Here is a 25353-nt window from a genome sequence, read left to right on the forward strand (position 1 = left end):
GTTAATAAAGGATATTTGTTTTTAATCTTTTAAATTATTGACGTTTCTGTATTCTTTAGGTGACATGCCATATACAGCTTTGAAGCAGGAGGCGAAATAGCCGCTGCTGCTGAATGCTACTTTTTCCAAAATTTCGGAGATACTTAAATTGGTTTCACGCAACATTTGGGCGGCAGCTTCCAGGCGGAGATGTTTGATCATTTCAGCAGGTGAGAGGGCTGTTAGCGTTTTTGCTTTCCGATAGAAGTTGGCACGGCTCATGCCTATTTCCTTACAGATCATTTCGACATCCAGATCCGGGTTCGAGAAATTGGCTTTAATAATGGCTGTATATTGTTTGAGAAATTCTTCATCCTGCCGGGTTGTTTTAACACCTAGTTCATTCAGATTCAGTTTTTTCTCGTATTTTTGCTGTATCTGCTTCCGTGAGGTTAGCAGGTTTTTTATGCGGGTTTGCAGCAAGGCAATGTCGAACGGCTTTATGATATAGTCGTCTGCTCCGGCCTTGTATCCTTCCGTTATTTGAGAAGGCATCGTTTTGGCAGTCAGTAGAATGAGTGGAATATGAGAGAATTGTTTTTTTTGCTTGATTTGGGTACATAGTTCCAAGCCATCCATTTCCGGCATCATGATATCACTGACAATCAGATCAGGAATTTTTAATGCTATTTGTTCCAATGCTTCTTTTCCGTTTCCAGCTTTTAATATGTTGTATTCATTTTCAAATTGATTTTCGAGGTATTCCAATACATCTTTATTATCTTCTACGAACAGCAGGGTTTGTGTGATGGCTGTATTCCTTTTTTTATCGTTCGGAATGAACTCCTGGATATTAACAGGAATAGCCGGTTCTGTTTGTTTTACCGGAGTACTGACCGGTTTCTCCGGTACAGGAAGTAGTACATGCATTCGGGTTCCGGATTGAGGCATTGTCTCCGCCCATATAATGCCATTATGCTGTTCTACGATAAATCGTGCCAAACTTAAACCGATACCGGAACCTGCAACCTGATGATGCAGATCCTGGGAAGACCGGTAGAAAGGCTGGAATATTTTTTCAATCTCTTCTTGCAATATACCTTGCCCATTATCAGATACTTGTATGTGTAGATAGTAATCTTCGATGAGTTGTTGATTTTGCCTAAGTTTCACACGAACTACGCACTCCTTTAACACTTATCATCAATCCTCTGGAAGATCTTTTAAGCCATAGTGCGTTCTCTACGGAGGTAAAAAACTCCTTGCAACTGATGCGCAGGAATACGCAGCGACTGCTCTTACTCGTTAATAATCTGATGGATGTGCAAAAATATGATGCACATAAAATGGTGTTGCAAAAAACAAAATTCAATCTGTCTGAATTTGTGAAAGAATTATATGATTCTTTTATATCTGTTGCCAACCATCGACACATCACATTTACCCAAAAGAATGCTATTCCTGATGGTTTTTGTGTCTATTATGACAGGCAAGAGATTGAAAAAGTGATGTTTAACCTATTATCCAATGCTTTTAAGTTTACCCCTGAACAAGGTGTGATCGAAATGAAATTATCGATATTATCCAGAGAAAGTGACGTAGTTCGTGTGAGAAGTTGGTAAATAATCTCATACGTTCCTCGTGTAATTCCTTCATTTTTTCCTGTTCAAGCTGTTTAAAACGGATATTACTTTCCAGTTCATGACGAACCTTTTGATGGTATACGAACTTCCATATAATAGTGCATATAATTGTGATATACAATAGATAAGCCCACCACGTTTTATATAAAGGAGGTAATACTGTAATGCTTAAAGATGTTTCCTGAGGGTTCCAGTATCCTTCGTTGTTTGCCACCTTTACTATGAAATTGTAACTGCCTGGAGCTAAATTACTATAATAAGCTACTCTTCGCCCCTTTACATAGTTCCACTCATTTTCTACCCCTTCCATTTTGTAAGCATATTGATTTTGTGAGGGTGAAATAAAGTCTGGAGCAGTATATCCGATAGAAATATTGGTTTCGTCAGCCTTTAACCGGATCGATTTGTTATTCCCAAATTCTACCGGAAAATTATTAATAGACAAGGTGGTCAGATAGACGGGAGGGATATATGTGTTTTTGTTCATTTGAATGGGGTTAAAACACAATATCCCCTTATTTCCGGGGAAATAGAGTGTTCCTTTGCTATCACAGGTTCCTGCCTGTCGGGTAAACTCCAAAGCTTGTTGGCTGGTATTGTGGACAGAGATGAAATGATCCGTCTCCGGTTTGTAATAATATAGACTATTTCCGGATAAAGCCCATATGGTTTGATCTTTACCCTGTATCATCGTGTAGATATAGCCATCTGTTATACCATTGTCATCCGCATAATGTTTGAGCAAATTCATCTCCCGGTCAAACCGATATATGCCGCTGCCGAAAAATGATACCCATATATTCTGCAGGGAATCAGTCAGGATTGTACTGATGGCACCGGGTTTCGAATTTTCAGGCAGGTTTAGTTCCGGGGAAGAAATGGTTTTGAGTGTTCCCTGTTTCATATCGTACCTGTAAAGTTCCTGTTTAAGCGTTCCCATGATAAAAATATCAGGTTCTATTTCTTTTAATGCGGAGACGAAGAAGAATTTTCTGGTTTCTCCGTTTATTGGGAACTGGTTGATCTCTTTGTTTTTATCAATTAAAACCAATCCGGAACTAGAATTAGTTGGAATCCATAATCTGCCTTTATTGTCATATAATAGCGTATAGATATCACCGCGGTTATAATCATAAAGCAATCGGTAATCTTTTCTTTTCTTAGAAAACAGATAAACAGAACCGGCATTGGTTGCACAAATAATGCTGTCGCCTTTGATCAATAGCGATTTGAATATGTTGGAACTGTAATTGCTTTTATACGGTGACTTTTGGGAATAAAACTGTTGGCTCTGTGTCTCTGGATTATAGCAGAACAAACCGGCTCCTTCTGTGGCAAACCAAATATTGCCGTTTTCATCTTCTTGTCCCATTCCTAATAATCCGGTAAAAGCATTTGGGGTAATTTGATAGAATTGTTTACGGGCAGGACTGTAATAATTTAGCCCTTTCCAGGTTCCCACCCATAAAGCTCCGGTATTGTCTTTAAGAAGGTTGTGTACGGAATAATAACTCAATGCACCGGGTTCATCCGGATTGAATTTATAAGGAGTCACCTGAAGTGTTTTCAGATCGAGACGGTTCAATCCGGCAAAAGTGCCGAGTAATAGTGTGCCAGACTCTTCCTCCACTATTGTTCGGACCACATTGCTGCTCAGAGCTGAATTAGCCGTATTCAAGTGAACAAATTTGTTATTAGCCTTATCCAGATAGCATATTCCCGATGTCTCGGAAAGTATCCATAACCGATTGTTGCTATCAGTAAATAATCCGCAAATACTCCCTTTAATAAGGGAAGACGGATCGTCCGGATCATGTTTATAATAATGTATAACTTCTTTTTGTTTGTTTAGTACGACAAGTCCGGATTGAGAACTGACTACATACAGATTGCCTTCTTCATCTTCCTGCATGGCTTTTATATTGGGGGCGATAGGAGTGGAGGTCAACCAATCTTTATAGACAAGTGAATCACCTTGTTCATCGTATTGGTAAAGATACTTTTCTCCGGCAAGTAGGAATTCCCCGTTTTTACTCAGCAGACAGCAGTGCATGAAACGAGTTTCTTTCACATAATATCGTTTGATTGTCTTTGTCTGATGTGTTATTTTGTGAACACCGTTATCTGTAATGACCCAGATATTCTTATTCCTGTCTTCGGCAATGTCTTGTATATTATTATCTGTTAAAGAACAAGAATCAGCCGGATTATTTTTGAAAACTTTAAACTCGTATCCGTCATACTGGTGTAACCCCCCCTGAGTCCCTACCCATAAATATCCGTCTGTGTCCTGGTATATCTTTCCAACAGACCCTTGTGTCAATCCGTCTTCAATCCCAATCTGCGAAAAAAAATAGGGAGATGTACTCTTACTATAACCTGAAAGGGATAGTAGCGAGAGTAGATGTATTAATGCTATTTGTACGTGCTTTATCATAGCTTATTGAAGATTAAGGATGAATCGTTGTAGAATTTTGATGTTGTTGCAAAGATATGTGATTTTTTGTTTATTCTTCGTCTATTCCATTGAATTTCCTGTTGAAATCGCGTAACCTCATAAACCTGGCTTTCGTTTTCAGATTGTTTTTTGAAAAAATCCCCTGCCATCGTATGAATGACAGGGGATAACTGGAGTTTATTTATCAGATAGCGTATAAAATAAGGACAGTGAATTTTCTTTTAGAGAGACATGTATCCGGTAATCTCCAAAAGTATAAACAGCATTCAATATTTCTCCGTCTACTTCGATCTCTTCACCTGAGGCATCGGCTTCCTGTAAAGAAACTTGTTCTAAAAGGTTGGCTGCCCAGTAACGGTGAGCCGGTAACAGACGTTCGTAAGATGTACAGATATTGTTCTTCATATTGAACAAATAAGAAACTTCGAACAGACGGCCTAATTCATCTTCTTCTTGGTAAGTCATGGTGAAGAGTGTATCGGTCTGTTGGATGTCCTTGATGCGTTCTTTGTTATCTGTCGTATATTGCAGGATCTCTTTATCTGTTTTTTTCAGCCATGTTTGTGAGAAAGCGACCTGGCTGCCTAACAGCAGCAACAGGCCTATCATTAATTTATTCCACATAAAATTCAGCGTTTAACGGGGTTGACTTAGATGAGTTTCCGGCAAAGAGGAAGAACTTTCCGGGCTCTACAATAAATTCATTTTTGTCGTTATACATACCGTAAGCACGACGATTTACTTTGAAAGTGACTGTCTTTTCTTCACCCGGTTCCAGAGTAACACGTTCGAAACCGCATAGCTCTTTTTCAAAACGGGAAATGGAAGATGTTTCATCATTCAAATAAAGCTGAACCACTTCGTCTCCTTTTATGGCTCCTGTATTTTTTACTTTGCAGGTTACGGTCAGGGTATCGCCATCAGAGATCCGGGTGGTTGCCGGTTGAAGGCCGCTGATTTCAAAAGTTGTATAACTCAGTCCGTAACCGAATGGATAAAGTTCACCGTCCACACGGGCAAAACCTTTGCCGGTAGCATTCGGCTTGAAGGGGAAAGCCCAAGGGATTTGTCCGACTGACTTGGGGAAGGTTGTAGATAGTTTACCTCCTGGATTGTAGTCGCCGAATAATACTTCGGCTACGGCTTGTCCGGAGAATTCTCCCGGATACCAGGCTTCCACAATGGCAGGCAGGTTAGCGTTTTCCCAGTTCAGGGTAACCGGACGTCCGTTGAAGAGGACCAGTACGATAGGAGTTCCGGTTGCCTGTACGGCACGTACCAGTTCTTTTTGTCTACCCGACAAATCCAGGTTGACACGGCTTCTCGATTCACCGATCGTACGGAAATCATCGCCTACGTAAACGATGGCTACTTCTGCTTTTTTAGCTATTTCTACCGCTTTGTCGATTTCCTCTTTTTCTTTATCGCTCAGTTCGAAGAACATTACATCACTTTGCGGGAAATTCTTGTCTCTGACATTACATCCTTTGGCATACATCAGGTTTACGTTGTCTCCCAATAAGTTCTTTAATCCTTGCAAACCTGTTATTACATTCGGATTGTGTGAACCGTAACGGGAAGTCAGTGATTTCACTTCGTCGGCTTGTGGGCCGATCACTGCAATATTCTTGATATTTTTCGATAAAGGAAGCGTATTGTTCTCGTTTTTCAGGAGAACGATCGACTCGCGGGCAGCACGAAGGGATACTTCCCGGTTCCTATCACTGTTTACCACTTTATCGGCCAGCTTGGTATCTTTTACATACGGTTCATCGAAAAGTCCCAGCCAGAACTTGACATAGAGTACTTCGCGGACGCGCTGATCCAATGTCTTTTCGTCTACCAATCCTTTTTTCAGAGCGTTCCTCAATGTTTCGATAAACACTTCCGATTCTTCAAAGAAGGTACGGATGTTCAGGCCTGCATTCAATTCGCTTGCAACAGCTTCTTCGGGGGTAGAAACGATATGATAGAAATCGACATTCTTACCGATAGACCAACTGTCGGATACGATATATCCCTTGAATCCCCACTGATCACGCATCAGTTCTGTCAGTAAATAGTGATTGGCACTGACGGGAGTCCCGTTATAATCATTGTGTGAACACATGGTTCCCAAGGCCCCGGCTTCTTGAAAAGCAATACGGAACGGTTCCAGATGTAACTCGTGTACTTCCTGTGGTGTGGCGTGAGGGTCTGTTCTCGACTCGCAGTCGCGGCCACCTGCCGGCACACCGTAAATGGCAAAATGTTTCGGAGTAGAGACAACCCGGTTACTTTGGATACCGAGTACTTGCTGGCGTCCCAATTCGCCGACCAGATAGGAGTCCTCGCCGTAACTTTCGACAGTGCGGCCCCAACGCGGATCGCGTGACAGATCGAGAATGGGGGAGTAGACGTTTGTATATCCGAGTGCTTTGGCTTCTTCTCCGGTAATACGTCCGATTTCGCGGATCAATTCTTTATCCCAGGTACAGCCTTGTCCGATCTGTGCCGGAAAGAAGGTGGATTTTTCATGTTTCAATCCCCGGATACCTTCATTGGTCAGATCGGCAGGAATACCCAGCCGGGTTTCTTCCACAAAGAATGCCTGTACCTTATTCATCGCTTCTGCGTGATTGGAATAAGGAAAATCCAGTGAGGTACGTTTCCATTCCCCGTTCAGATGTTCGTCGATATTTCCGATGCCGTCTTTCCAGATACGGGTTTTCCATTCATCGGTAGGCAGTGTGTCTTTAAGGACAGCACCATATCCGTAGATGGTTCCGAGTTGGCAGGTCTTTTCTTCTATCGTCATTTGTCTGAGAAGGTTTTCTACCCGTTTGTCGATAGGTTGGGAAGGATCTTCGTAGATATCTTTCTGACCGTTCTTATTAAAGTCGATCCAGCCTTTGTGATATATTTTTTTCTGATTTTTGGCAGGATGGGGCATGGAAGCCTGTAAGCTGCTGTTACCTGTATTCAACATCGGTAGGATGCCGAACGACAAACAAAGGATCAGACGTTTGGCCGGTGTGTTATTGATGTTCATGATTTTTATATTATATGGTTATACAAATCGGTTTATTCGACGATGTACCAGTTATATCCTTTCGCCGGAATGGTGATAGGGATCGTGATGGAATAGTCGCGTTCCAGGACGTACACCTGCACGTTCTGATCTTGTTCTTTAATCGTTACTTTGTCGGTCAGTCCGGTATAATAGAGAGGTATTCTGATCTCTTTCCGGATAGGAGTATCCAGCGGATTATAAACGGATATGAAACCTTTCTGCTTCAATGCCGGATTGACATGCATGATACCGTCCCAATCCTGTCCGTCAGGACGGCGCAGATGAATAATATCGGAGTCCAGTATCTGACGGTATTTCTTGTAGAAAGAAACCCATTTATTAACAAGTTCTTTCGTCGCTTCGGTATCATACAGCCGGGGACCGCGATAGCAAGCCTGTACGCCTGCTCCAAACAGGTTCCGGAGACGTGTCTCGTAATGGTCCAGATGTTCGTTCAGCGGTTCGATCGTAGCAGCTTCACCACCTCCGTGATATTGGGTAAGAGGTACAAACATAAAGCCCATGCTGGGTGTTTTCTGCCAGGTACCGTCGTAGATATTCTGCCGTTCGATAATCTCCTGGTAAGCACGGGGTAACGACCAGTTTGTTTCGACATATCCCATCGGTGTTTTGTTGGAACCGCTCAGGAAGTACCAATCCGGTACATTCAGATAAACTCCGTTGGCCCGGCACCAACGATAGAACTGACTGATTTTTTTCCATTGTGTCCACTGTGAATCGAGATATCCTTTATGCCCGCTATGTGATGTCGAAGCACAAGGATCACCGGGGTATGAACCGTCGTTTTCGAATACATTCATGCCCGTTGTTGTAAAGAAATTCTGTAATTTACGGAAGTAGGTATCTCCCCAATCGGATGCGATGCAGGGAGATACGCCGAAACGGCTACCTTCTTCACGTGTGTTGGCCGGTTTCCCGGTTTTATGACTGATTGCGGCGTCTTTGTCTGTTGCTCCCCGGCTTGCCAAGAGGGAATAACCTCCGATGGCAATACCTTTTCGGGCGGCATAATCGCTCAGTTCTTTCATGCGTTGTAAATAGGATGCGGAATCATTTTCGATTTTAAAACCACTGCCGAAAGTCATGATCACCATTTCAAAACCTACCGCAGCGCATTGGTCGATCGCCTGTTTGACAGCTTCATTATCCGATTGGCGTACATGCATAAATATAGGGTTCTCTTGTGTCCACGGAGCCATCATACGCCAGAATTTGCATTCCGCCAGTCCGCGTCGTTCCTGGTCGGTGGCATCGCGAAGCATTTCAAAAGCAGTACAGGATTCGAAACTTTCTCCGGCTTTGATATCCAGTCCGGGGCCGAGTAAAGGGGTTACTTCGAGACGGGCCGGTTTATATTGGCCATAATAACGAATACCGGTAAATTCATATTCCGGATGATCGAATACCCAGCGTACCGCCGGATTGTCTTTCATTGCTTCCATATCTCCGCCCATTGCATAATCGGTTACGACGAACAGTTGGGTGAAACGGTCGATATAATCGCGTGGGGCATCTGTCTGTACCGGTTGTTTGCGAAAATCATTCGTGTAGGTACCCGGTTCCTGTGCCATCATACGGACTTCGTGAGGTTCGCCATAATGCACTTTGGGAGCAGTTTCCACCAGCGCCAGTATTTCCGACTTGAAAGAGTCGAGTGTGATTGTTTTTGTTCCTTTATTATCTATTTCGATCCATTTAGCCAGGATGGGAGCTCCATCATATAGTTCGTAGATGACACGGACTTTCAGGTCTTTACATTCCTGTGGTGCTTTTACCGGAGCCTGATAGTTGAAGGTGATCCGTTTTCCCGGAGCAGGCCAGGGATATAAATTAGATATCCATTGCGAGTTCGGTTTCCAGGGGAAACGCTCTTTGCTTTCGCTTATTTGATAATCGACTAATGTAAAAGCCGAGTCGCAAACCTGCATGTTATTAATAAATTCTTCTGTCAGGAAGTTGTTGACGGGTTGTCCGGTCAATCCTCCGACAGGATATTCTTTTCCGTTTATGACGAGTAAGGCTTCAGGACGGACAGCACGTAATTCATTTTGTCCGGTCATCAGGTTGTCGAGGGCTATTGTTGCTGCGTTGGGGGTAAGAAGAAAAGTACGGCGCAGGAGGCCGTTTGTTAGTTCGAGACGTTTCCCTTTGTGCGTTGTCTGTACGGCAGATTTGTAAGAAGAACCGTCGATCAGCCAATCCTGGGCGGATAGGCAGATAGTAGAGGAAATATATAAACTTATTATAAGCAGTAGGTATCTCATGATATGATGTTTTCTTGGTATTTGAAAGGAGAGAAATAAGGGGCAAATACATTGCTTGTAGATGCCCCTTGTTTTGTTGTAGATTAATTAATAACCCGGATTTTGCGGGAAGTCAGCACCTGTGTTAGAATCGATAATAGATTGTGGGATTGGCCACAAAGTATTATGCTCATCTATTTTGCTGCTGTAAGAGTTGTATTTTCTCGTACGTTCAACCAGTTTGCCGGTACGAACCAATGTGAAGCGACGTAGTTCTTCACCTACTAATTCACGAATACGTTCATCCAACAGGAAGTCTATCGTTGCCTGGGATGCCGTGATTTCCGGAGCTCCGGCACGTTTGCGTACTACGTTGATTGCTTCAGCTGCACCTTGTGCGTTACCTTGTTGTAAACGGGCTTCAGCCAACAGCAGGTAAGTTTCAGCCAGACGGAACTTCATACGGTCTTTGTTATTACCAGCATAAGCAGGATCGTCGTCTGTTTTACCATAGTTGAACTTGGTGATGGTTGGGAAAACAGAGCATTTAGACCATGTTTCTTCTGTTATCTCACACTTTTTGCCAAACAGTTCGGGAGTTGCCGGATTGTTGTAATACCAGTCTCTCTTAATACTGTATTTAGAATTACGTATATCCGCAGGAGCATAGAAGTCTTCACTTTCGATCCACCATTTGAACGGAACGATCTGAGCCAGACCACGACCACCCAGTGAGTCACATAATACGAAACCTGTTTCGTTCCAGTATTTGGGAACCCATGCACGTTTAGTCCAGTCTTCGTTTGAGTCACCACCACCAGGGGTGTTATATTCCAATTGCATTACCCAAATAGTTTCCATATTACCGGCTGTACGGTTCTGATTATATTCAAGGAACATATCGGAGAATACATCGCCCGGTGCTGATTTGTTTACACCGAAACGTTCTGTCATCAAATGGAAATAACCGCAATCGATCACTTGTTTAGCAGCAGCTTCAGCTTTATCGTATTGTCCGGCCATTAAGTATACTTCAGACAATAGTTGAATAGCTGCCCATTTGGTCAATTTACCGACTTCATTTACATTATCCGGATTCTCCGGCAAATTATCAGCAGCAAATGTCAAATCCTCGATCATGTGGTTCAACACTTCGGCTTTCGGTGTACGGGTGAAGTCAATACGGAAATCACTTTCTATTTTATCCACATAAGGAACATCTCCATAGAGATAAACCAGGTAGCGGTAAGCATAAGCACGGAAGAAACGTGCCTCAGCCTGGAAGCCTATCTTGTCGGTCGGTGCATCCCAGTTTTCATTCTTATCGGCATAAGTCAATAATTCATTGACGGAAGCAATTAATCCGTAAGACCATTTCCAATAGTTTTCAACGAATGTCAGTGAAGGAGTGATAGCCAATGTTTCGAAAGGAACCAGCGAGCCATCTTTATGACCGGTGTATACAATGTCGGTAGCCACTTGAAACGATTCGTACGGACAAGCCTGTCCTAATGTTGTCGGTGAACTCCCCCAGGTGTTAAATTCAGAACGTGCCCAGGCATACAACCCGTTTACACCTACCTGGAAACCATAAGTACTGGTATAGGTATTATCAGGAGCCAATTCCTTTTTCAGATTTTCATCCAGAAAATCGGAGCAGCCAGTTGCTGTGATTAATAAAAATGCTGCTGCAGCAGCTGCTAATATATTTTTCATATTCTGTCTTTGTTTATGAGATTAGAAAATAAGATTTAAACCCAGCATGTAAGAACGTGCTGTCGGGTAACAAGAAATAATGTTTGCATTATAGTCTGTTCCGTCAAAGTTCAGCGCATTCTTTATATTACTGAATGTGTACAGGTTGTTAACACTCACATTAACGTTCAAAGAAGAAACTCCGATCGGGTTAAGAATACTCTTCGGCAGGTTGTAGCCTAATGAGATGTTCTTGATTCGTACATAATTCATCTTTTTGTAGAATTCATGTTTGTCGTAAGGAACATACCCGGGAGAGGTCATTGCATTTGTCGGATTTTCCGGAGTCCAGTAATCCATTCCGCTGATATAGTTGTATTTGGAACTCCAACGGTCGAAGTTGTAATCGTTCATTTGTTTCCAAGCTCCGAATACACCGTTCAATAAGAACGAGAATGTGAAATTCTTATATGCAAAAGTGTTGCCTAATGACATCGTGAAGCTCGGCAACTTGGAGCCGATGATCTGTTTGTCTTTAGCTGTAATTGTTCCGTCGCCGTCGACATCTTCCAGTTTAGCATGTCCGGGTTTTGCACCTTTCTGTATTTCTTTTCCGTCTGCATTCAGGAAGTTATCGCCTTCCTGCCATGTACCAACTACTTTATAGTCGTAGTAAACCTTTACCGGTTCGCCGATAAACCATTTGTTTGTGATATCATCTTTACCGTCTCCGCGAAGTTCGATGATCTTATCGCGGTTCAGTGCGAAATTGAAGCTGCTGCTCCAGCGGAAGTCCTTACTTTCCACGTTCACTGAGTTCAAAGCCAGTTCGACACCTGTATTACGTGTTTCACCGACGTTGTCCATGATTGAGTTGTAACCGTTCATAATAGGAACTGTACGGCTCATCAACAGATCGGAAGTGTTTGATACATAGAAGTCGATGCTACCTGACAGGCGGCTGTTGAAGAAACTGAAATCGACACCGGCGTTAACTGTGCGGGTCGTTTCCCATTTAAGGTTAGGGTTACCGATGGAGTTGTACGACAAGATCACACCGTTCACAGTTGTTCCTTTGTCTCCCCAGATATAGTTTGTCAGTTTCAGGCGGTCGAGTGTCTGATAGGCTTTGATAGCCTGGTTACCGTTGGAACCCCATGACACACGTACTTTCAACATATCCAACCAACTGTTTGTATTTTCCATGAATTCTTCGGAAGACAGATTCCAGGCAGCAGCCAGAGATGGGAAGAAAGCATATTTGTTATTCTCTCCGAATGCTGAGTAACCGTCCGAACGACCTGTTGCAGTAAACAAATATTTGTTGGCATAGTTGTAGTTCAAACGTAACATATAAGATAGCATCGCTGTCTCGGTCAGTTCGGAAGTAACTGTTTTGTTTTCTTCCGCACCCGCCATGTTGTGATATTCGGAATCGTCGTTTACGAAACTGGTACCTTTTTGTTCGGATATCTCCTGAGAGGTCTGCTGCATACTGAACAGGCCGGTTGCATCGAATTTGTGCTTACCTAATTGAAGCTCATACTTTAATACGTTTTCCCAGGTATAATCCCAGTCATGTTGATTCTTGATTGCGGCAGAACCGTTCTTTGCTTTACCGGTCAGAGTGTTGCGTCCATAATAGGAAGCCTCGAATTTATTGCGGTAGTTGTAACCGAAGTTAGTACGGAAGCTCAATCCTTTTATCGGAAGTTTTACATCTGCATAGGTAGAGACAAAGATGTTACGGCTTGTTTTATCGCTCGTGGCATCCAGATCGGCTAATGGATTGGGGTGTAAAGTTTGGTCCATCGGATAAAAGTTTAATGAACCATCGCTATTATACGGCTGGCCATAAGGAGACTGGCAAAGAGCATCAGAAATGCCGGCCTGTACACCTCCGTATTCTTTTAGTGCTGCTTGTGTTGCCATACCGATAGTTAGCCAGTTACCTAGTTGTTGTGTAACATTCAAAGATATATTGGTACGTTTCATGCCGGTATCTTTAACTACACCTTCCTGATTCAGACGTGAGATAGATGCCATGTAAGTAGTCTTTTCCGTACCGCCCGATACACTGATCTGGTGACTGTTGGTCAATGCATTTCTAAAGATCTGATCCTGCCAGTCTGTTTCGATACCGTTCTTCCAGTTCTCGATTTCACTGACGTTCAGAATATCTTCCGGGTTTTTGATCACCCCGTTATAGTTCATATATGCCCATTGATCCTGAAGGAATTTTACATATTCCGGTCCCTTCATTACATTGATACGGCGTTCCGGCTGTGAGAAACCAACCTGTCCTTTGTAGGATACGGTAGCTGTTCCTTTCTTACCTTTCTTTGTCTGGATCAGGATAACACCGTTGGCACCACGTGAACCGTAGATGGCGGCCGAAGATGCATCTTTCAATACAGACAGGTTTTCGATATTGTCAGGATCGATGTCTCCCAGTGAACCGCTGTAAGGAATTCCATCCAATACGATCAACGGAGAGTTGTCGGCTGTCAATGAGTTTTCACCACGAACACGCAATACCTGGTCTTCCGAAGGGCTTGCCTTTTCCATTGTGATGTTCAACCCCGGAACCTGGCCTGCCAGTTTATCCATCAGGTTGTTGGTAGTAACCATTTGTAACTTCTCGTTACCTACTGCTACGATACCGCCAGTCATATCCGACTTTTTCTGCGAACCGTAACCGATAACGACTACCTCATCCAGTTTTTCGGAATCTTCGGACAGAACGACTTTAATAGGAGCATTTCCGCTCACTTTTATTTCCTGTGCCTGATAGCCGATGTAGGAGATAACTAATGTAGAACCCTGGGGAGCTTCAAAGGAGAAGTTACCGTCTACATCTGTAATAGTACCGATGGTAGTCCCTTTTACCAGAATATTAGCCCCGATGATCGGGTAATTGTCTGCTCCGGAGATAACAGTACCGGAGACTTTAATGTCTTGCGCATATACCTGTACGGATATAAACGCCATAAAAAAGAATAATAAAGAAAGAATCCTGTTCTTTCGTTCTGCTGCCTTATTATAGGGAGGCAGGTTCCCGTCCAGTTGTCTGCTCATGCTTTTCATAATTTATTTGCGCATTAAACAATTTAAGTAATTAACCAGATGGCTATTTTGATTTTTTGTGTCAAAAGAATGAAAGAAGCGCCTTGTGTGCGGACAAAAATGTCTCAAAAGGATGTAATATCGTCCCAATACGCTAAAAAACATGTAATTTCTATAAATTTATCTGGCTAGTCGGTGGATTTCGCATGCTGCCATCAGGAAGGCTCCGGTTCCGTATAACTCGGTCATATCTTTGGTCACTTTACGCGGATCAGCTCCGACAGGTTGTACCCAGCCCAGTTTTCCGTCGCTCTCTACGGCAGAGCATAAGGCAGTCCATCCTTTTTCTATAACCGGGAGGTATTTGTCAGCCGGAAGATATCCCTGGTTGACACCATAAGCTAGTCCGTAAACGATAAATCCGGTGGCACTTGTTTCCGGTGACGGATAGCTGGCGGGATCCAAGAGGCTGGCATGCCAGAAACCGTCTTTGTTTTGTAATCCGGCCAGGCGTTCGCTGATTTCCTTAAATAATTGCAGGTAGAAAGGACGGTATTCGCTATCGTCGGCCGGGAGTGTCTTTAATATTTCAGCCAGTCCGCCGATAACCCAACCATTGCCGCGTCCCCAGAATACTTTCCGGCCGTTTGCCTCCTTTTGGTTGAAATAACGACTGTCGCGGAAGAAGAGTTTTTCTTCTTTGTCGTATAGATGATTGTAGGTGGCCTTAAATTCCGCATCGGCGAAGATCATATACTTTCTATTGCCGGTAAGCGTGTAGAGGCGGGTATATACAGCCGGTGCCATAAACAATGCGTCGCACCATGACCAGCGTTCGTAGGACAGTGGTTTGCTGTAATCGATATCCATACCGCCTTTGGAAGGGTTGTTGACTACCCAGTCGATGCGTGCCAGCGTAGGGAGTAGCATTTTATCTTCCTTATATTTACCATACATGTCGATATAAGTCTGTGATACGCAAACATCGTCGGCATGATACATCCGGTCGGCCACCTGCCAGTGTTGACGGTTGAATACTTTTTTCATCCAGTCGAAATACTGTTCGTCTCCACTGAGTTCTGCCCAGTCGAACATCCCCATATAAAGAGCCCCTGCGATCCAGCCTTTCGGTTCACCGACAGCATATTTATTAGTAGGAAACTCTTTGATCTGCCAGTCTGCTACTTTACGTGCGATGGTTGTAACTTCTTCCTTTTTTAAGTCGGCAGCCTGTAGAGAGACTGCTGCACATCCTAGCATAATAACAGCTGCAATGTGTTTTAATGGTATTCGTTTTGAAATCATAGATCTGTTCTTTTATTATTAGATTAATAAGTTTAATCAAATGAATAAAAGAACAAGATCCTTTGAAAACACAATTATCTCAAAAGCGAGTACAAACGTCTCATTCGTTTTCCTGATACTCGGTAGGTGACATTCCGTATACAGCCTTGAAGCTTCGGGCGAAATAAGAACGGCTACTGAAACCGATGTGCTGGGCTATCTCAGATACATTCATATTGGATTCTTTCAGCAGTTTGGCTCCGGCTTCGAGGCGGATATTCTTTATCAGTTCGATGGGTGATAAACCCGTCACCGCTTTTACTTTCCGGTAGAAATTGGCGCGGCTCATACCCAGTGTCTGATAAATAACCGATACATCCAGATCCTGATTGGAGATGTTTGCCTTTACGATCTCGATGTATTGGGTTAGGAAGTCGTTGTCCTCTTCGGGTTCTTCCACTCCCAGGTGACGGAGACTCAGCGATTCACCGTATATGTTTTTCATCTTTTCGCGAATGGAAAGCAGGTTTTTTATGCGTGCTTTCAGAATGGAAACATGGAACGGTTTCAGGATGTAATCGTCGGCTCCGGCCTCCAAACCTTCCTCTATCTGCGATACCATAGACTTACCTGTCAGCAGGATCACGGGTATGTGGCAGAGGTGTTGACTTTCCTTGATACGTTTACATAGTTCCAATCCGTTCATTTCCGGCATCATGACATCACTGACGATTATATGGGGCGAGGTTGTCTCCAGTTGTTCAAGCGCCTCTTTCCCATTGGTCGCTTTCAAAACGATGTAATCGAGTTGTAATTGATGTTCCAGATATTGCAGGACTTCTTGATTGTCATCTACGAGCAGAACCGTTTGCTTGTTGCGGGTTTCCGTTTCTTCTACAAGCAAAGCCACCTTTTTGCTGATTTCGGAAGAGTGGGATTGGGAAGGTTCTTCCTCCTTTTTTACATCTTGTTTCTCGGTATCGGGAAGAAGGATCAGGAAGGTTGTTCCTGTTTCCTCCGGGCTGTTCGTCCAGATACATCCCTGGTGCTGCCGTACGATCGAACGTGTCAGGCTTAATCCTATTCCGGTGCCGGAAACTTCTTTGTGGACATCCTCTTCCGAGCGGTAGAAGGGTTCGAATATCTTGTCGGCTTCCTCTTTGTTGATCCCCTTTCCGGTATCGCTTATTTCTATCAGGATGTATTGGGATTCTATCAGGGTGGAACTTTCCTGTTCGGGAAACATGGCCAGCTCTTCGCACTTGTCTTGCATTATCCGGCTGATCCGCATTGTCACGTTTCCTTCTGCCGGAGTGAACTTAAACGCGTTCGACAGCAGGTTGAAAAAGACTTTCTCTATTTCCGCCTCATCATAACAGGTAAAGAATGTTTCCGGCAGTTCGTTTTTCAATACGAATGTTATCTCCCGGTTCTGTGCCACACTTTCGAAGGAGCGGTACATCTCCTCGATGAATGCCGAGAAATTGAAACGTGTCTTTTGAAGGATCGTTTTGCCGGCTTCGTATTTCTGGATATCCATCAGGTTGTTGACAAGCAGCAACATACGTCCGGTATTCTTTTTGATCAGTTGCAGGGCATCCTTTACTTCCGGAGAGAAACTGACCCGTTGCAATAGATCGTTCAACGGATTAATGATCAATGTGAGCGGAGTTCTCAGTTCATGAGAGAAGTTGGTGAACATACGCATACGTTCTTCGTGCAGTTCGTTTTCCTTCTCATGTTCCAACTGTTTGTACTTGGCCTCCCGTTCCCGTTCGTGTTTGAGGTGCTGCCGCTGTACGATTCCTATTACGATGATCGACAGGATACATAGATAGATCAGGTAAGCCCACCATGTCTGGTAGAAGGGAGGGTTTACGGTGATGTATAAAACAGCCTCTTCCGGATTCCAGACACCATCGTTGTTGGCGGCTTTCACACGGAAAGTATATTTTCCCGGGGATAAGTTACTGTAATAGGCTTCCCTGCGGTTTCCGATATTATGCCAGTTATGGTCGGCCCCTTCCATCATATAGGCGTACGAATTATTCTGGGAATGGATGAAGTTGAGTGCCGAATAGCGGATGGTGATGTTTCCCTGGCTGGCTTCCAGCGTGATGTTGTTGTTGTATTGCAGGGGCAGCAGTTCCTGGTAAGCCGGCAACCCTTCCGGATCTACCTGCGTGTTTATCTGTAATGAAGTGATATAGACGGGAGGTATGTTCGGGTTTGTAATTGCTTTTTGCGGATTGATAGCCAGTATTCCTTTATTTCCGGAGAAATAGAGGGTTCCGTCTTTCGAAACGCAATTGTTGGCATATAACGAGTATTCCTGTGTAGGGCTGTCGACTGGCCTGACCTGTTTGAACTTGTTTGCCGGACGGTCCAGCTTGTATAGTTCTTTGCCGGTCACGACCCATATATTCCCCTCTTTATCGATTGAAAGCGAATTGATATAACTTTCCGACAGACCATCTTCCTTCTGGTAGTTCTGTATTAAGTTGAGGTCTTTGTCGAGCCGGAACAAGCCGCCTTTGGTGGTGGCTATCCATATATATTGTCCGGAATCTTTCACGACACCGGATATACTTCCCAACCGTTTGTTTTTATCGCCGTTCTGCAATCGGGCGGTGAGGTTGACAGACGTTTTCTTGTTCATGTCGTAGACAAAAGCACTATCGGTGATGGCCCCGAATAGAAATACGTCCGGTTCCAGTTCTTTGATCAGGCACATTCCCCGGAATGCCTTTTCCACACCGTCTACGCTAAACCTGTTGACTATTTTATCTTTGTCCACCATGACGGTATGGGCGGGTGTATTGGTCGGTATCCATAACCGTTGCTGGCTGTCTATATATAAGGTATTGATGTCGTTGTATTTGTAGTCATGTATTTTCTGGTATTGCTCCTTACGGATGGAAAAGAGGTAGACGGAGCCGAAGTGTGTGGCACAGAATATGGAATCTCCCTGTATCAGGATTGTTTTGAGGATGTTTATTTCATAATTCCCGGCTTGTAAAGGCTTTATGGGGTAAAGCTTCTGTTCACCGTTCCGTGGGTTGTAATAAAGCAGTCCCGCCCCTTCCGTGGCGAACCACATATTGCCTTTGTTATCTTCCTGGCCTTGTCCCAATATGCCGGCAAAGGCTTTCGGGGTAATGAATGAGGTCGGTCTATGGAAAGGGCTGTGGTAATTGACACCGGCGGAATAGGTCCCGACCCATAGTGTCTGGTCGCGATCGATCAGCATGCTATGGATAGAGTAATGGCTGAGTGCTCCTTTGGCTTTCATATCCATATTGACCGGAGTGATGGTCATGTCGCGGGTATTCAGGATATTGAGTCCCCTGAAGGTGGCGATCAGTACCGAGTCTTTACCGAATGGAATAAGATGGCGCACCGAGTTGTTGTTGAGGCCGGAGTTGGCGGTGTTGAGGCGCCTGATAGTATCGTCTTTCTTGTTATAAACGCATAGGCCATCTTCATTGGTACCAATGAAGATATTATTGGCTGGCGTAGCCAATAATATGGATATAGTGCTTATAGGAAGTTTATGCGGGTTACCGGAACTGTCCGGCAGAAAATGTTTTTTCAGCTTCCAGTCGGTAGAGTATACATAAAGCCCTTTCTCTTCCGTTCCGATAAAAATATCTCCGTCCTTATCCTGGATAATGGAATGAATAGGTGAGTCCATTTCTTTCAGGTAAGGCATTTCTTCTACCGTTTTATCCGGATTACACTTTAATATGCTACGGGTGGTTAGAGCATAAAGCTCGCCGTCTGCATGGAGAAGGAAATTATTGACTGCATTCGTCGTTATCTCCGGGTTGATAGCCTGGGGATAGAAACGGGAGATCTGTTGTGTCTTGTAGTCGATGCAGTTAACCCCGTTGGAGGTACCTATCCATATGTTTTTATTTCTGTCTTCGTTGATTCTACGAATATAATTGTCGCTTATTGAAGCCGGGTTATTTACCTCGTTCTGGTATATTTTGAATTCATATCCGTCGTAACGGTTCGCCCCGTTGCGTGTACCGAACCATATATATCCGTCCGAGTCCTGGAATATATTCAGTACAGACACCTGTGAAAGTCCGTTTTCAACTCCCAGGTGGGAGAAGAAGAAGGGACTGTTATCGCCGTAAACCGTAGGGGTACAGGCTAGGAGAAGCCAGGCTATGATAAGTTTATATATTGTATTCATCCCTGGTCGTCCTCTTTTTTTAATCCGTATTGTGCATTCGCGCGGTATCCCAGACGGACGATCTTCCCTTCTTCCTGCAAGGTTTTCAGATCTTTCAGGGCTGTATATTTCGAGCAACCGTTGAGCGAACGGCAAAGGAAGGTCGAGATCGTATCATTCTTTTCGATATAAGCCAGAATGTTGGCTTTGCGCTTTTCTTCCGTATATCCTTTCAGGCGGCTGGGTTCGTCGGCACGTTCCACCTTCATGTATCGCAACTCGTTCTTCAACTCTTTGGAGCAGCGGAATACTACTTTGTGGAACTTCACCAGATGAGGTTTGATCTCTTTCTCTGTTGTCAGTGAGGGACATTTAAGCGAGGCGTTGAACGTCCCCAGACCTTCCAACTCGACGATATCGCCGTATTTCAGATGAAAAGCGATCCGGCTTTTCAGCGCGTCCAGCATCCCTTTTACATCGGCAGACGAAAAGGAACTGATCTGTGAGATCTCTTCGCAAAGAGCATCGATACGTACGGTATATTGGTTCACCTGGCGGGCGTGGAGGTTTTCCTTCTTTCCCGGATTTCTGAATAGGTTGTAAGTGGCTGACATCTGCTGTACTGTTAAAGTGTTTATATCGGTTGTTATTAGGCTTGTCCCGGTCTTCTTATCAAAAGACTGCCTTCTAAATTTCCTTTTCTCGTGACAAAAAGTTTGTTCGACTCCTGTCAGACAGCTGTCCGACATTAGTGAGACAGCTATCCCACCCGGGTCGGACAGCTGTTCGATTGCTGTCGGACAAAGATTAGGATAGCACCAAAGATACATTATATTGGGACAAAATGTATCTCTCGCGGCATCTTTTTTTATTTATCCCCGGGTGAAGGCGAAAAGAACTCTTCTATCTGCCGTGTCGGCCTGCGGTCGGTACTTATTCGGCTTAGTAGGGAGGTTTGGCGGCAAATAGAGACAATCTTGATCGGTAATGAGATAATTTTATTAGTTAGTATGGGAGTGGCGAGGTATATTTGCACCTCATTCAATTAACAAATCATGAATAAACGAGTATTAAGTTTAACCTTATTGTTAGCCTGCCTGGGATTGATGACGATGCAGGCGGAAGGCCGGAAAGTGGAATCTTTTAATTCCGGCTGGTCGTTTAAGAAAGCTCCGGTGGAAAAAGAACTGGCCCTTAATGCCCCGAAATGGGAGAGCGGTTGGTCGGAAGTGGAAATTCCTCATACCTGGAATGCCAAGGATATGCAGGTACAGGCCAATAACTTTTATGAAGGGGCGGCTTATTATAAGAAAAACTATTTCTTTCCTGCCGACCTGAAAGGAAAGCGGGTCTTCCTGCGCTTTGAGGGTGTCGGTTCTTGTACGGAAGTGTTCGTGAACGGAATGTTGGCCACTTCTCATAAAGGCGGTTATTCGGCTTTTGCCTGTGAGATCAGCCCGCTGTTGAAGGTAGGAGAGGAGAATGAGATCATTGTGAAGGCGGATAACAAATCGCGTCCGGATGTGATTCCGGTCAACCATAATTTGTTTGGTGTGTATGGCGGTATTTATCGTCCGGTATGGTTGATCGTTACCGAGCCGTATAATATCAGTGTTACCGATTGTGCCTCTCCGGGCGTTTATATAACCCAGAAGAATGTATCCAAAAAGCAAGCGGATGTAAAAGTAAAGGTCAAACTGGATAACGGAACCTTGCAGCCCGTCCCTGTGACCTTACAGAATACGATCTATGACCAGGAAGGGAAACTGATTGCAACGAACAGCCAGTCGTTCGAACTGACTGCACAGGGCGAACAGGCTTACGAATCTTCTTTTACAATCAAAAAGCCGACGTTGTGGCAGGGACGTGAAAATCCGTATCTGTATAAGGTAGTCAGCCGCCTGATCAAAGACGGGCAGGTGATCGACGAAATGGTACAACCGCTGGGTTTACGCAAATATGAAATTGTAGCAGGTAAAGGCTTTTATCTGAATGGAGAGAAGTACCCGATGTACGGTGTTACCCGTCATCAGGATTGGTGGGGGCTGGGTAGTGCCCTGAAGAATGAGAACCATGACTTCGACCTGGCTACTATTATGGATGTCGGTGCAACGACTGTCCGTTTTGCTCATTATCAGCAATCCGACTATCTGTATTCGCGTTGCGACAGCCTGGGACTGATTATCTGGGCGGAGATTCCTTTTGTCAACCGTGTTACCGGCCAGGAAGCGGAAAACTGTCGTAACCAGTTGCGCGAAATGATCCGTCAGAGTTTCAACCACCCTTCCATCTATGTGTGGGGATTGCATAATGAGGTATACCAGCCGCACCAGTACACAAAAGAGTTGACCCAATCGTTGCACGACCTGGCAAAGACGGAAGACCCGGATCGTTATACGGTGTCGGTAAACGGATATGGTCATATGGAGCATCCGGTGAACCTGGTTGCCGATATCCAGGGAATGAACCGTTATTTCGGTTGGTATGAAAAGAAAATACAGGATATCAAACCCTGGGTGGAAGGACTGGAAAAGGAATATCCTCACCAGAAACTGATGCTGACCGAATATGGTGCTGATGCCAACCTGAACCATCAGACCGAATATCTGGGAGATGCCCTGAACTGGACCAAAGAATTTTATCCGGAGACATTTGCCACCAAGACACACGAATATCAGTGGAGCGTGATCGCTGCCCATCCGTATATCATCGCATCTTATCTTTGGAATACGTTCGACTTCTGTGCCCCGATGTGGGTTCGCGGCGGTGTTCCGGCTCGTAATATGAAAGGGTTGGTTACTTTCGACCGCAAGATCAAGAAAGATTCTTATTTCTGGTATAAGGCCAACTGGAGCAAAGAACCTGTACTGTTCCTGACGCAACGTCGTAACTGGGATCGTGAGAAAAAGGAAACTTCAGTGACGGTTTATTCAAATATCGGTACGCCGAAAGTATACCTGAACGGTAAAGAATTGGGCGGTATTCGTGAAGGTTATACGCGCGTACATTATATAATAGATAATGTGACGCTCGATATGGGTAAGAATATCGTAAAGACAGTCGTAGTGAAAGACGGCAAGACATACGAAGATGAGATCGAATGGATGTATAGCGGAGAAAAGAAACGCGATTCGGACCAGTCGGTCAACAAAGAAGAACATGCCGGATTCTGATCTTTTCCCGGAATTAAATGATAGATAAAATCCCGGTATCATTCCTGAAAGCCAAAGGGCAGGGGAGTGATACCGGGATTTACTTTTTACCATCCGTTGTAATGCATCTGTTTCTTATTGAATTTGTCTTTCGACTTTTCTATTCCCGTAGGGTAACCGACCGGAATAACTGTCAGCGGAACGATATGTTCGGGAAGATGCAACGCATCCCGTACAACATTCATCCGTTCGGGATAAGGATAAGCGGCAGTCCATACGGCTCCCAGTCCTAACGATTCGGCCGCCAGCAGTACGTTTTGTGCAGCTGCGGAGCAATCCAACTGCCAGGCATTGCCGGATTTGACGGTATCGCCGCAAACGATAATCGCCTGTTGGGTATCTTTCAACATACGCGCCAATGGTAATCCGTCTCCCATCGTATCCAGGATATCACGGTCTGTTACGATGATAAACTCCCAGGGGCGGCGGTCTCTGGATGAAGGGGCTGCCATTCCTGCGCGGACTAATGTTTCCAGCTTCTCTTTTTCAACCGGTTGCTGCGTATATTTACGTACACTTTTGCGGTTAAAGATCGTTTCCAATGTCTGATTGGTATCTTTATTTTCCTGTTTTATTTCAGTCTTGCTGTTGCAGGCCATTATAAGAAGAGGCAGTGCAATCAGAGTGTATTTCCATTTCATACTAATTGTTTAATTTCTGACATTCAAAGCAATAATAGATACTTCCTCCCATATAATTCTCTTTGCGTATATCTTCTCCGCAAACCGGGCAAGGCTTGCCGGCGGTATCTTTGGATAGTATGGGGATATAGCGGCCTTTATTTCCGAGCAGGTCTGTTTCCGAATTACGTCCGCCTGCCTGATAGATTTCCTGAAGTGTCGCTTTTATGCAATGAAACAACGTATCTTTCTGTTCTTCGGATAATATGTTGATACGAGTCTTCGGATGGATACGGGCTTTGAACAGGATGTCCTGTAAAACACCGTTACCTAATCCCGGTATCGTTTGTTCGGTCGCAAGGAATGCCTTTGCCGTTTTCTTTTGTTTTTCTTCGCTGTTTATCAGGCTCAGAAAATAGGTTTTGTCGAAAGCATCCGAAAGCACCTGCGGTTTGGTACGTGCCCCTTCACGATAGGAGCTGAAACCGCAATCGAAAGAACCGTCTGGAAAACACATGACTGCCCCGTACATCCGGACGGATCCCATGATACAACTCTCGTCTTCGAAAGCAATGAGCAACTGGTGTTTTTCCGGTATCTTTTCACCGGGAGCGTAGTACCGGATATTCATACCGTCTCCGAATAATAAACGCATATCTTCTATCTCTATCTCGATCAACCCTCCATAAGCATGGGCTTCCCCGATTTTCTTACCGGTAAGCATCGTCGAATAATTGGCCGGATCTCCATAGAACCAGGCGAACTTATGAGGTGTATATCCTGCGCTGACAAATGTAATTCTTTTTCCTTTAATCGTTTGATTCATCTGCTCGGAGATGTACAAGGCTTCCGGTGCTTCTATCATGTCTTGTGAGTTTTTAAGCGATAAAGATTCTATAATTAATTACAAACATACGAATATTATGGATTACCGTATACAAAAAGAGGAGGAAAACGTTTCAGGTTTCCTCCTCTTTTCGTGTATAGCATATTGCTTATTATTGCATGCCTTCAGTTGTCATTTCTTTATTGATCTTCTTTACCAGACCTTGCAGTACAGCACCCGGGCCCAGTTCGATGAAATGGTCGGCTCCGTCTGCAATCATGTTCTGAACGCTCTGAGTCCAGCGAACCGGAGCAGTCAGCTGAGCGATCAGGTTTGCTTTGATCGTTTCAGGATCTGTTTCACCTTTAGTGCTTACATTCTGATAAACCGGACAAGCAGGAGTATGGATCGGAGTAGCTTCGATAGCAGCAGCCAGTTCGGCACGGGCCGGCTCCATCAGCGGAGAGTGGAATGCACCACCTACTTTCAGTTTCAATGCACGTTTAGCACCGGCAGCCAGCATTTTTTCGCAAGCAGCATCGATTCCGGGGATTGAACCGGAGATAACCAGCTGACCCGGACAGTTGTAGTTTGCACAAACAACCACTTCGTCCTGAATACTTGCACAGATCTCTTCAACTGTTTCATCCGGCAAAGCCAGTACGGCAGCCATTGTAGAAGGAGTGGCTTCGCAAGCTTTTTGCATAGCCATGGCACGTTTGGAAACCAACACCAGGCCGTCTTCGAAAGACAGTGCTCCTGCGGCAACAAGTGCAGAGAATTCACCTAATGAGTGACCGGCTGTCATATCCGGTTTGAACTGGTCGCCTAATGTTTTGGCGAGAATAACCGAGTGTAAGAATATGGCAGGCTGTGTAACTTTAGTTTGTCTCAGATCTTCGTCTGTTCCAGCGAACATCAGGTCTGTGATGCGGAAACCAAGGATATCGTTTGCTTTCTCAAACAACTCTTTTGCAAGGGGATTGTTATCGTAAAGGTCTTTTCCCATTCCGACAAACTGTGCACCCTGACCGGGAAATACATAAGCTTTCATCTTTCTAATCTTTTTCT

At 44.3% G+C, this 25353-nt stretch carries 15 protein-coding genes; 2 read left to right on the forward strand and 13 right to left on the reverse strand.

Annotated features, from left to right (window positions below):
* Positions 1–21: 21 nt before the first annotated feature.
* The gene (locus M1P97_RS00985) at positions 22–1152 is read right to left on the reverse strand and encodes a response regulator (protein WP_249388138.1); all 1131 of its coding nucleotides are present in this window, start codon (positions 1150–1152) and stop codon (positions 22–24) included.
* A 38-nt stretch (positions 1153–1190) separates the two neighbouring features.
* On the opposite strand from M1P97_RS00985, the gene M1P97_RS00990 reads away from it, so the two are divergent.
* A complete protein-coding gene (locus M1P97_RS00990) occupies positions 1191–1601 on the forward strand; it encodes a sensor histidine kinase (protein ID WP_249388419.1) in 411 nt (136 codons plus the stop codon).
* Here the strand turns inward: M1P97_RS00990 and M1P97_RS00995 are convergent.
* The 9 genes from M1P97_RS00995 to M1P97_RS01035 all read right to left on the reverse strand — a co-directional run bounded on the left by M1P97_RS00995 (position 1519) and on the right by M1P97_RS01035 (position 20238).
* Positions 1519–4059, reverse strand: a complete 2541-nt coding sequence (locus tag M1P97_RS00995; RefSeq protein ID WP_249388139.1) for a ligand-binding sensor domain-containing protein — start codon at positions 4057–4059, stop codon at positions 1519–1521. The two genes, M1P97_RS00990 and M1P97_RS00995, sit on opposite strands and share 83 nt — an antisense overlap.
* A gap of 198 nt (positions 4060–4257) precedes the next feature.
* Entirely contained in the window at positions 4258–4704 is a 447-nt protein-coding gene (locus M1P97_RS01000) for a hypothetical protein (protein ID WP_195374349.1), read from the reverse strand.
* A complete protein-coding gene (locus M1P97_RS01005) occupies positions 4694–7111 on the reverse strand; it encodes a glycoside hydrolase family 3 C-terminal domain-containing protein (RefSeq protein WP_249388140.1) in 2418 nt (805 codons plus the stop codon). Before M1P97_RS01005 ends, M1P97_RS01000 begins: the two co-directional genes overlap by 11 nt.
* A gap of 32 nt (positions 7112–7143) precedes the next feature.
* Positions 7144–9417 (reverse strand): hypothetical protein, encoded by a 2274-nt coding sequence (locus M1P97_RS01010; protein ID WP_249388141.1) that lies wholly within the window; start codon positions 9415–9417, stop codon positions 7144–7146.
* Positions 9418–9504: 87 nt separating this feature from the next.
* A complete protein-coding gene (locus M1P97_RS01015; protein ID WP_249388142.1) occupies positions 9505–11112 on the reverse strand; it encodes a RagB/SusD family nutrient uptake outer membrane protein in 1608 nt (535 codons plus the stop codon).
* A gap of 21 nt (positions 11113–11133) precedes the next feature.
* Positions 11134–14169, reverse strand: a complete 3036-nt coding sequence (locus tag M1P97_RS01020) for a SusC/RagA family TonB-linked outer membrane protein (RefSeq protein ID WP_249388143.1) — start codon at positions 14167–14169, stop codon at positions 11134–11136.
* A gap of 168 nt (positions 14170–14337) precedes the next feature.
* Complete coding sequence (locus M1P97_RS01025; protein ID WP_394803869.1) at positions 14338–15462, reverse strand: glycoside hydrolase family 88/105 protein; 1125 nt, start codon at positions 15460–15462, stop codon at positions 14338–14340.
* Between the two features lie 100 nt (positions 15463–15562).
* Positions 15563–19645 carry a hybrid sensor histidine kinase/response regulator transcription factor gene (locus tag M1P97_RS01030; protein ID WP_249388144.1) on the reverse strand — a complete coding sequence of 1361 codons (4083 nt, stop codon included), beginning with the start codon at positions 19643–19645 and terminating at the stop codon, positions 15563–15565.
* Positions 19642–20238: an HU family DNA-binding protein gene (locus tag M1P97_RS01035; RefSeq protein ID WP_195374343.1), complete on the reverse strand. Its 597-nt coding sequence runs from the start codon at positions 20236–20238 to the stop codon at positions 19642–19644. Before M1P97_RS01035 ends, M1P97_RS01030 begins: the two co-directional genes overlap by 4 nt.
* A gap of 498 nt (positions 20239–20736) precedes the next feature.
* Here M1P97_RS01035 and M1P97_RS01040 point away from each other — a divergent pair, with 498 nt between their 5' ends.
* Entirely contained in the window at positions 20737–22797 is a 2061-nt protein-coding gene (locus tag M1P97_RS01040; RefSeq protein WP_394803874.1) for a glycoside hydrolase family 2 protein, read from the forward strand.
* 86 nt (positions 22798–22883) lie between these two features.
* On the opposite strand, the gene M1P97_RS01045 is transcribed toward M1P97_RS01040, so the two are convergent.
* The 3 genes from M1P97_RS01045 to fabD all read right to left on the reverse strand — a co-directional run bounded on the left by M1P97_RS01045 (position 22884) and on the right by fabD (position 25336).
* Positions 22884–23435, reverse strand: a complete 552-nt coding sequence (locus M1P97_RS01045) for a nitroreductase family protein (RefSeq protein ID WP_229058618.1) — start codon at positions 23433–23435, stop codon at positions 22884–22886.
* Positions 23436–23478: 43 nt separating this feature from the next.
* Positions 23479–24321: an endonuclease VIII gene (locus M1P97_RS01050; protein WP_249388146.1), complete on the reverse strand. Its 843-nt coding sequence runs from the start codon at positions 24319–24321 to the stop codon at positions 23479–23481.
* 133 nt (positions 24322–24454) lie between these two features.
* Positions 24455–25336, reverse strand: coding sequence for an ACP S-malonyltransferase (fabD, locus tag M1P97_RS01055; RefSeq protein ID WP_195374339.1), 882 nt, complete (start codon positions 25334–25336; stop codon positions 24455–24457).
* Between the last annotated feature and the right edge of the window lie 17 nt (positions 25337–25353).

Origin of the sequence: Parabacteroides leei, assembly GCF_023369805.1 — a bacterium.
Lineage (GTDB): Bacteria > Bacteroidota > Bacteroidia > Bacteroidales > Tannerellaceae > Parabacteroides > Parabacteroides leei.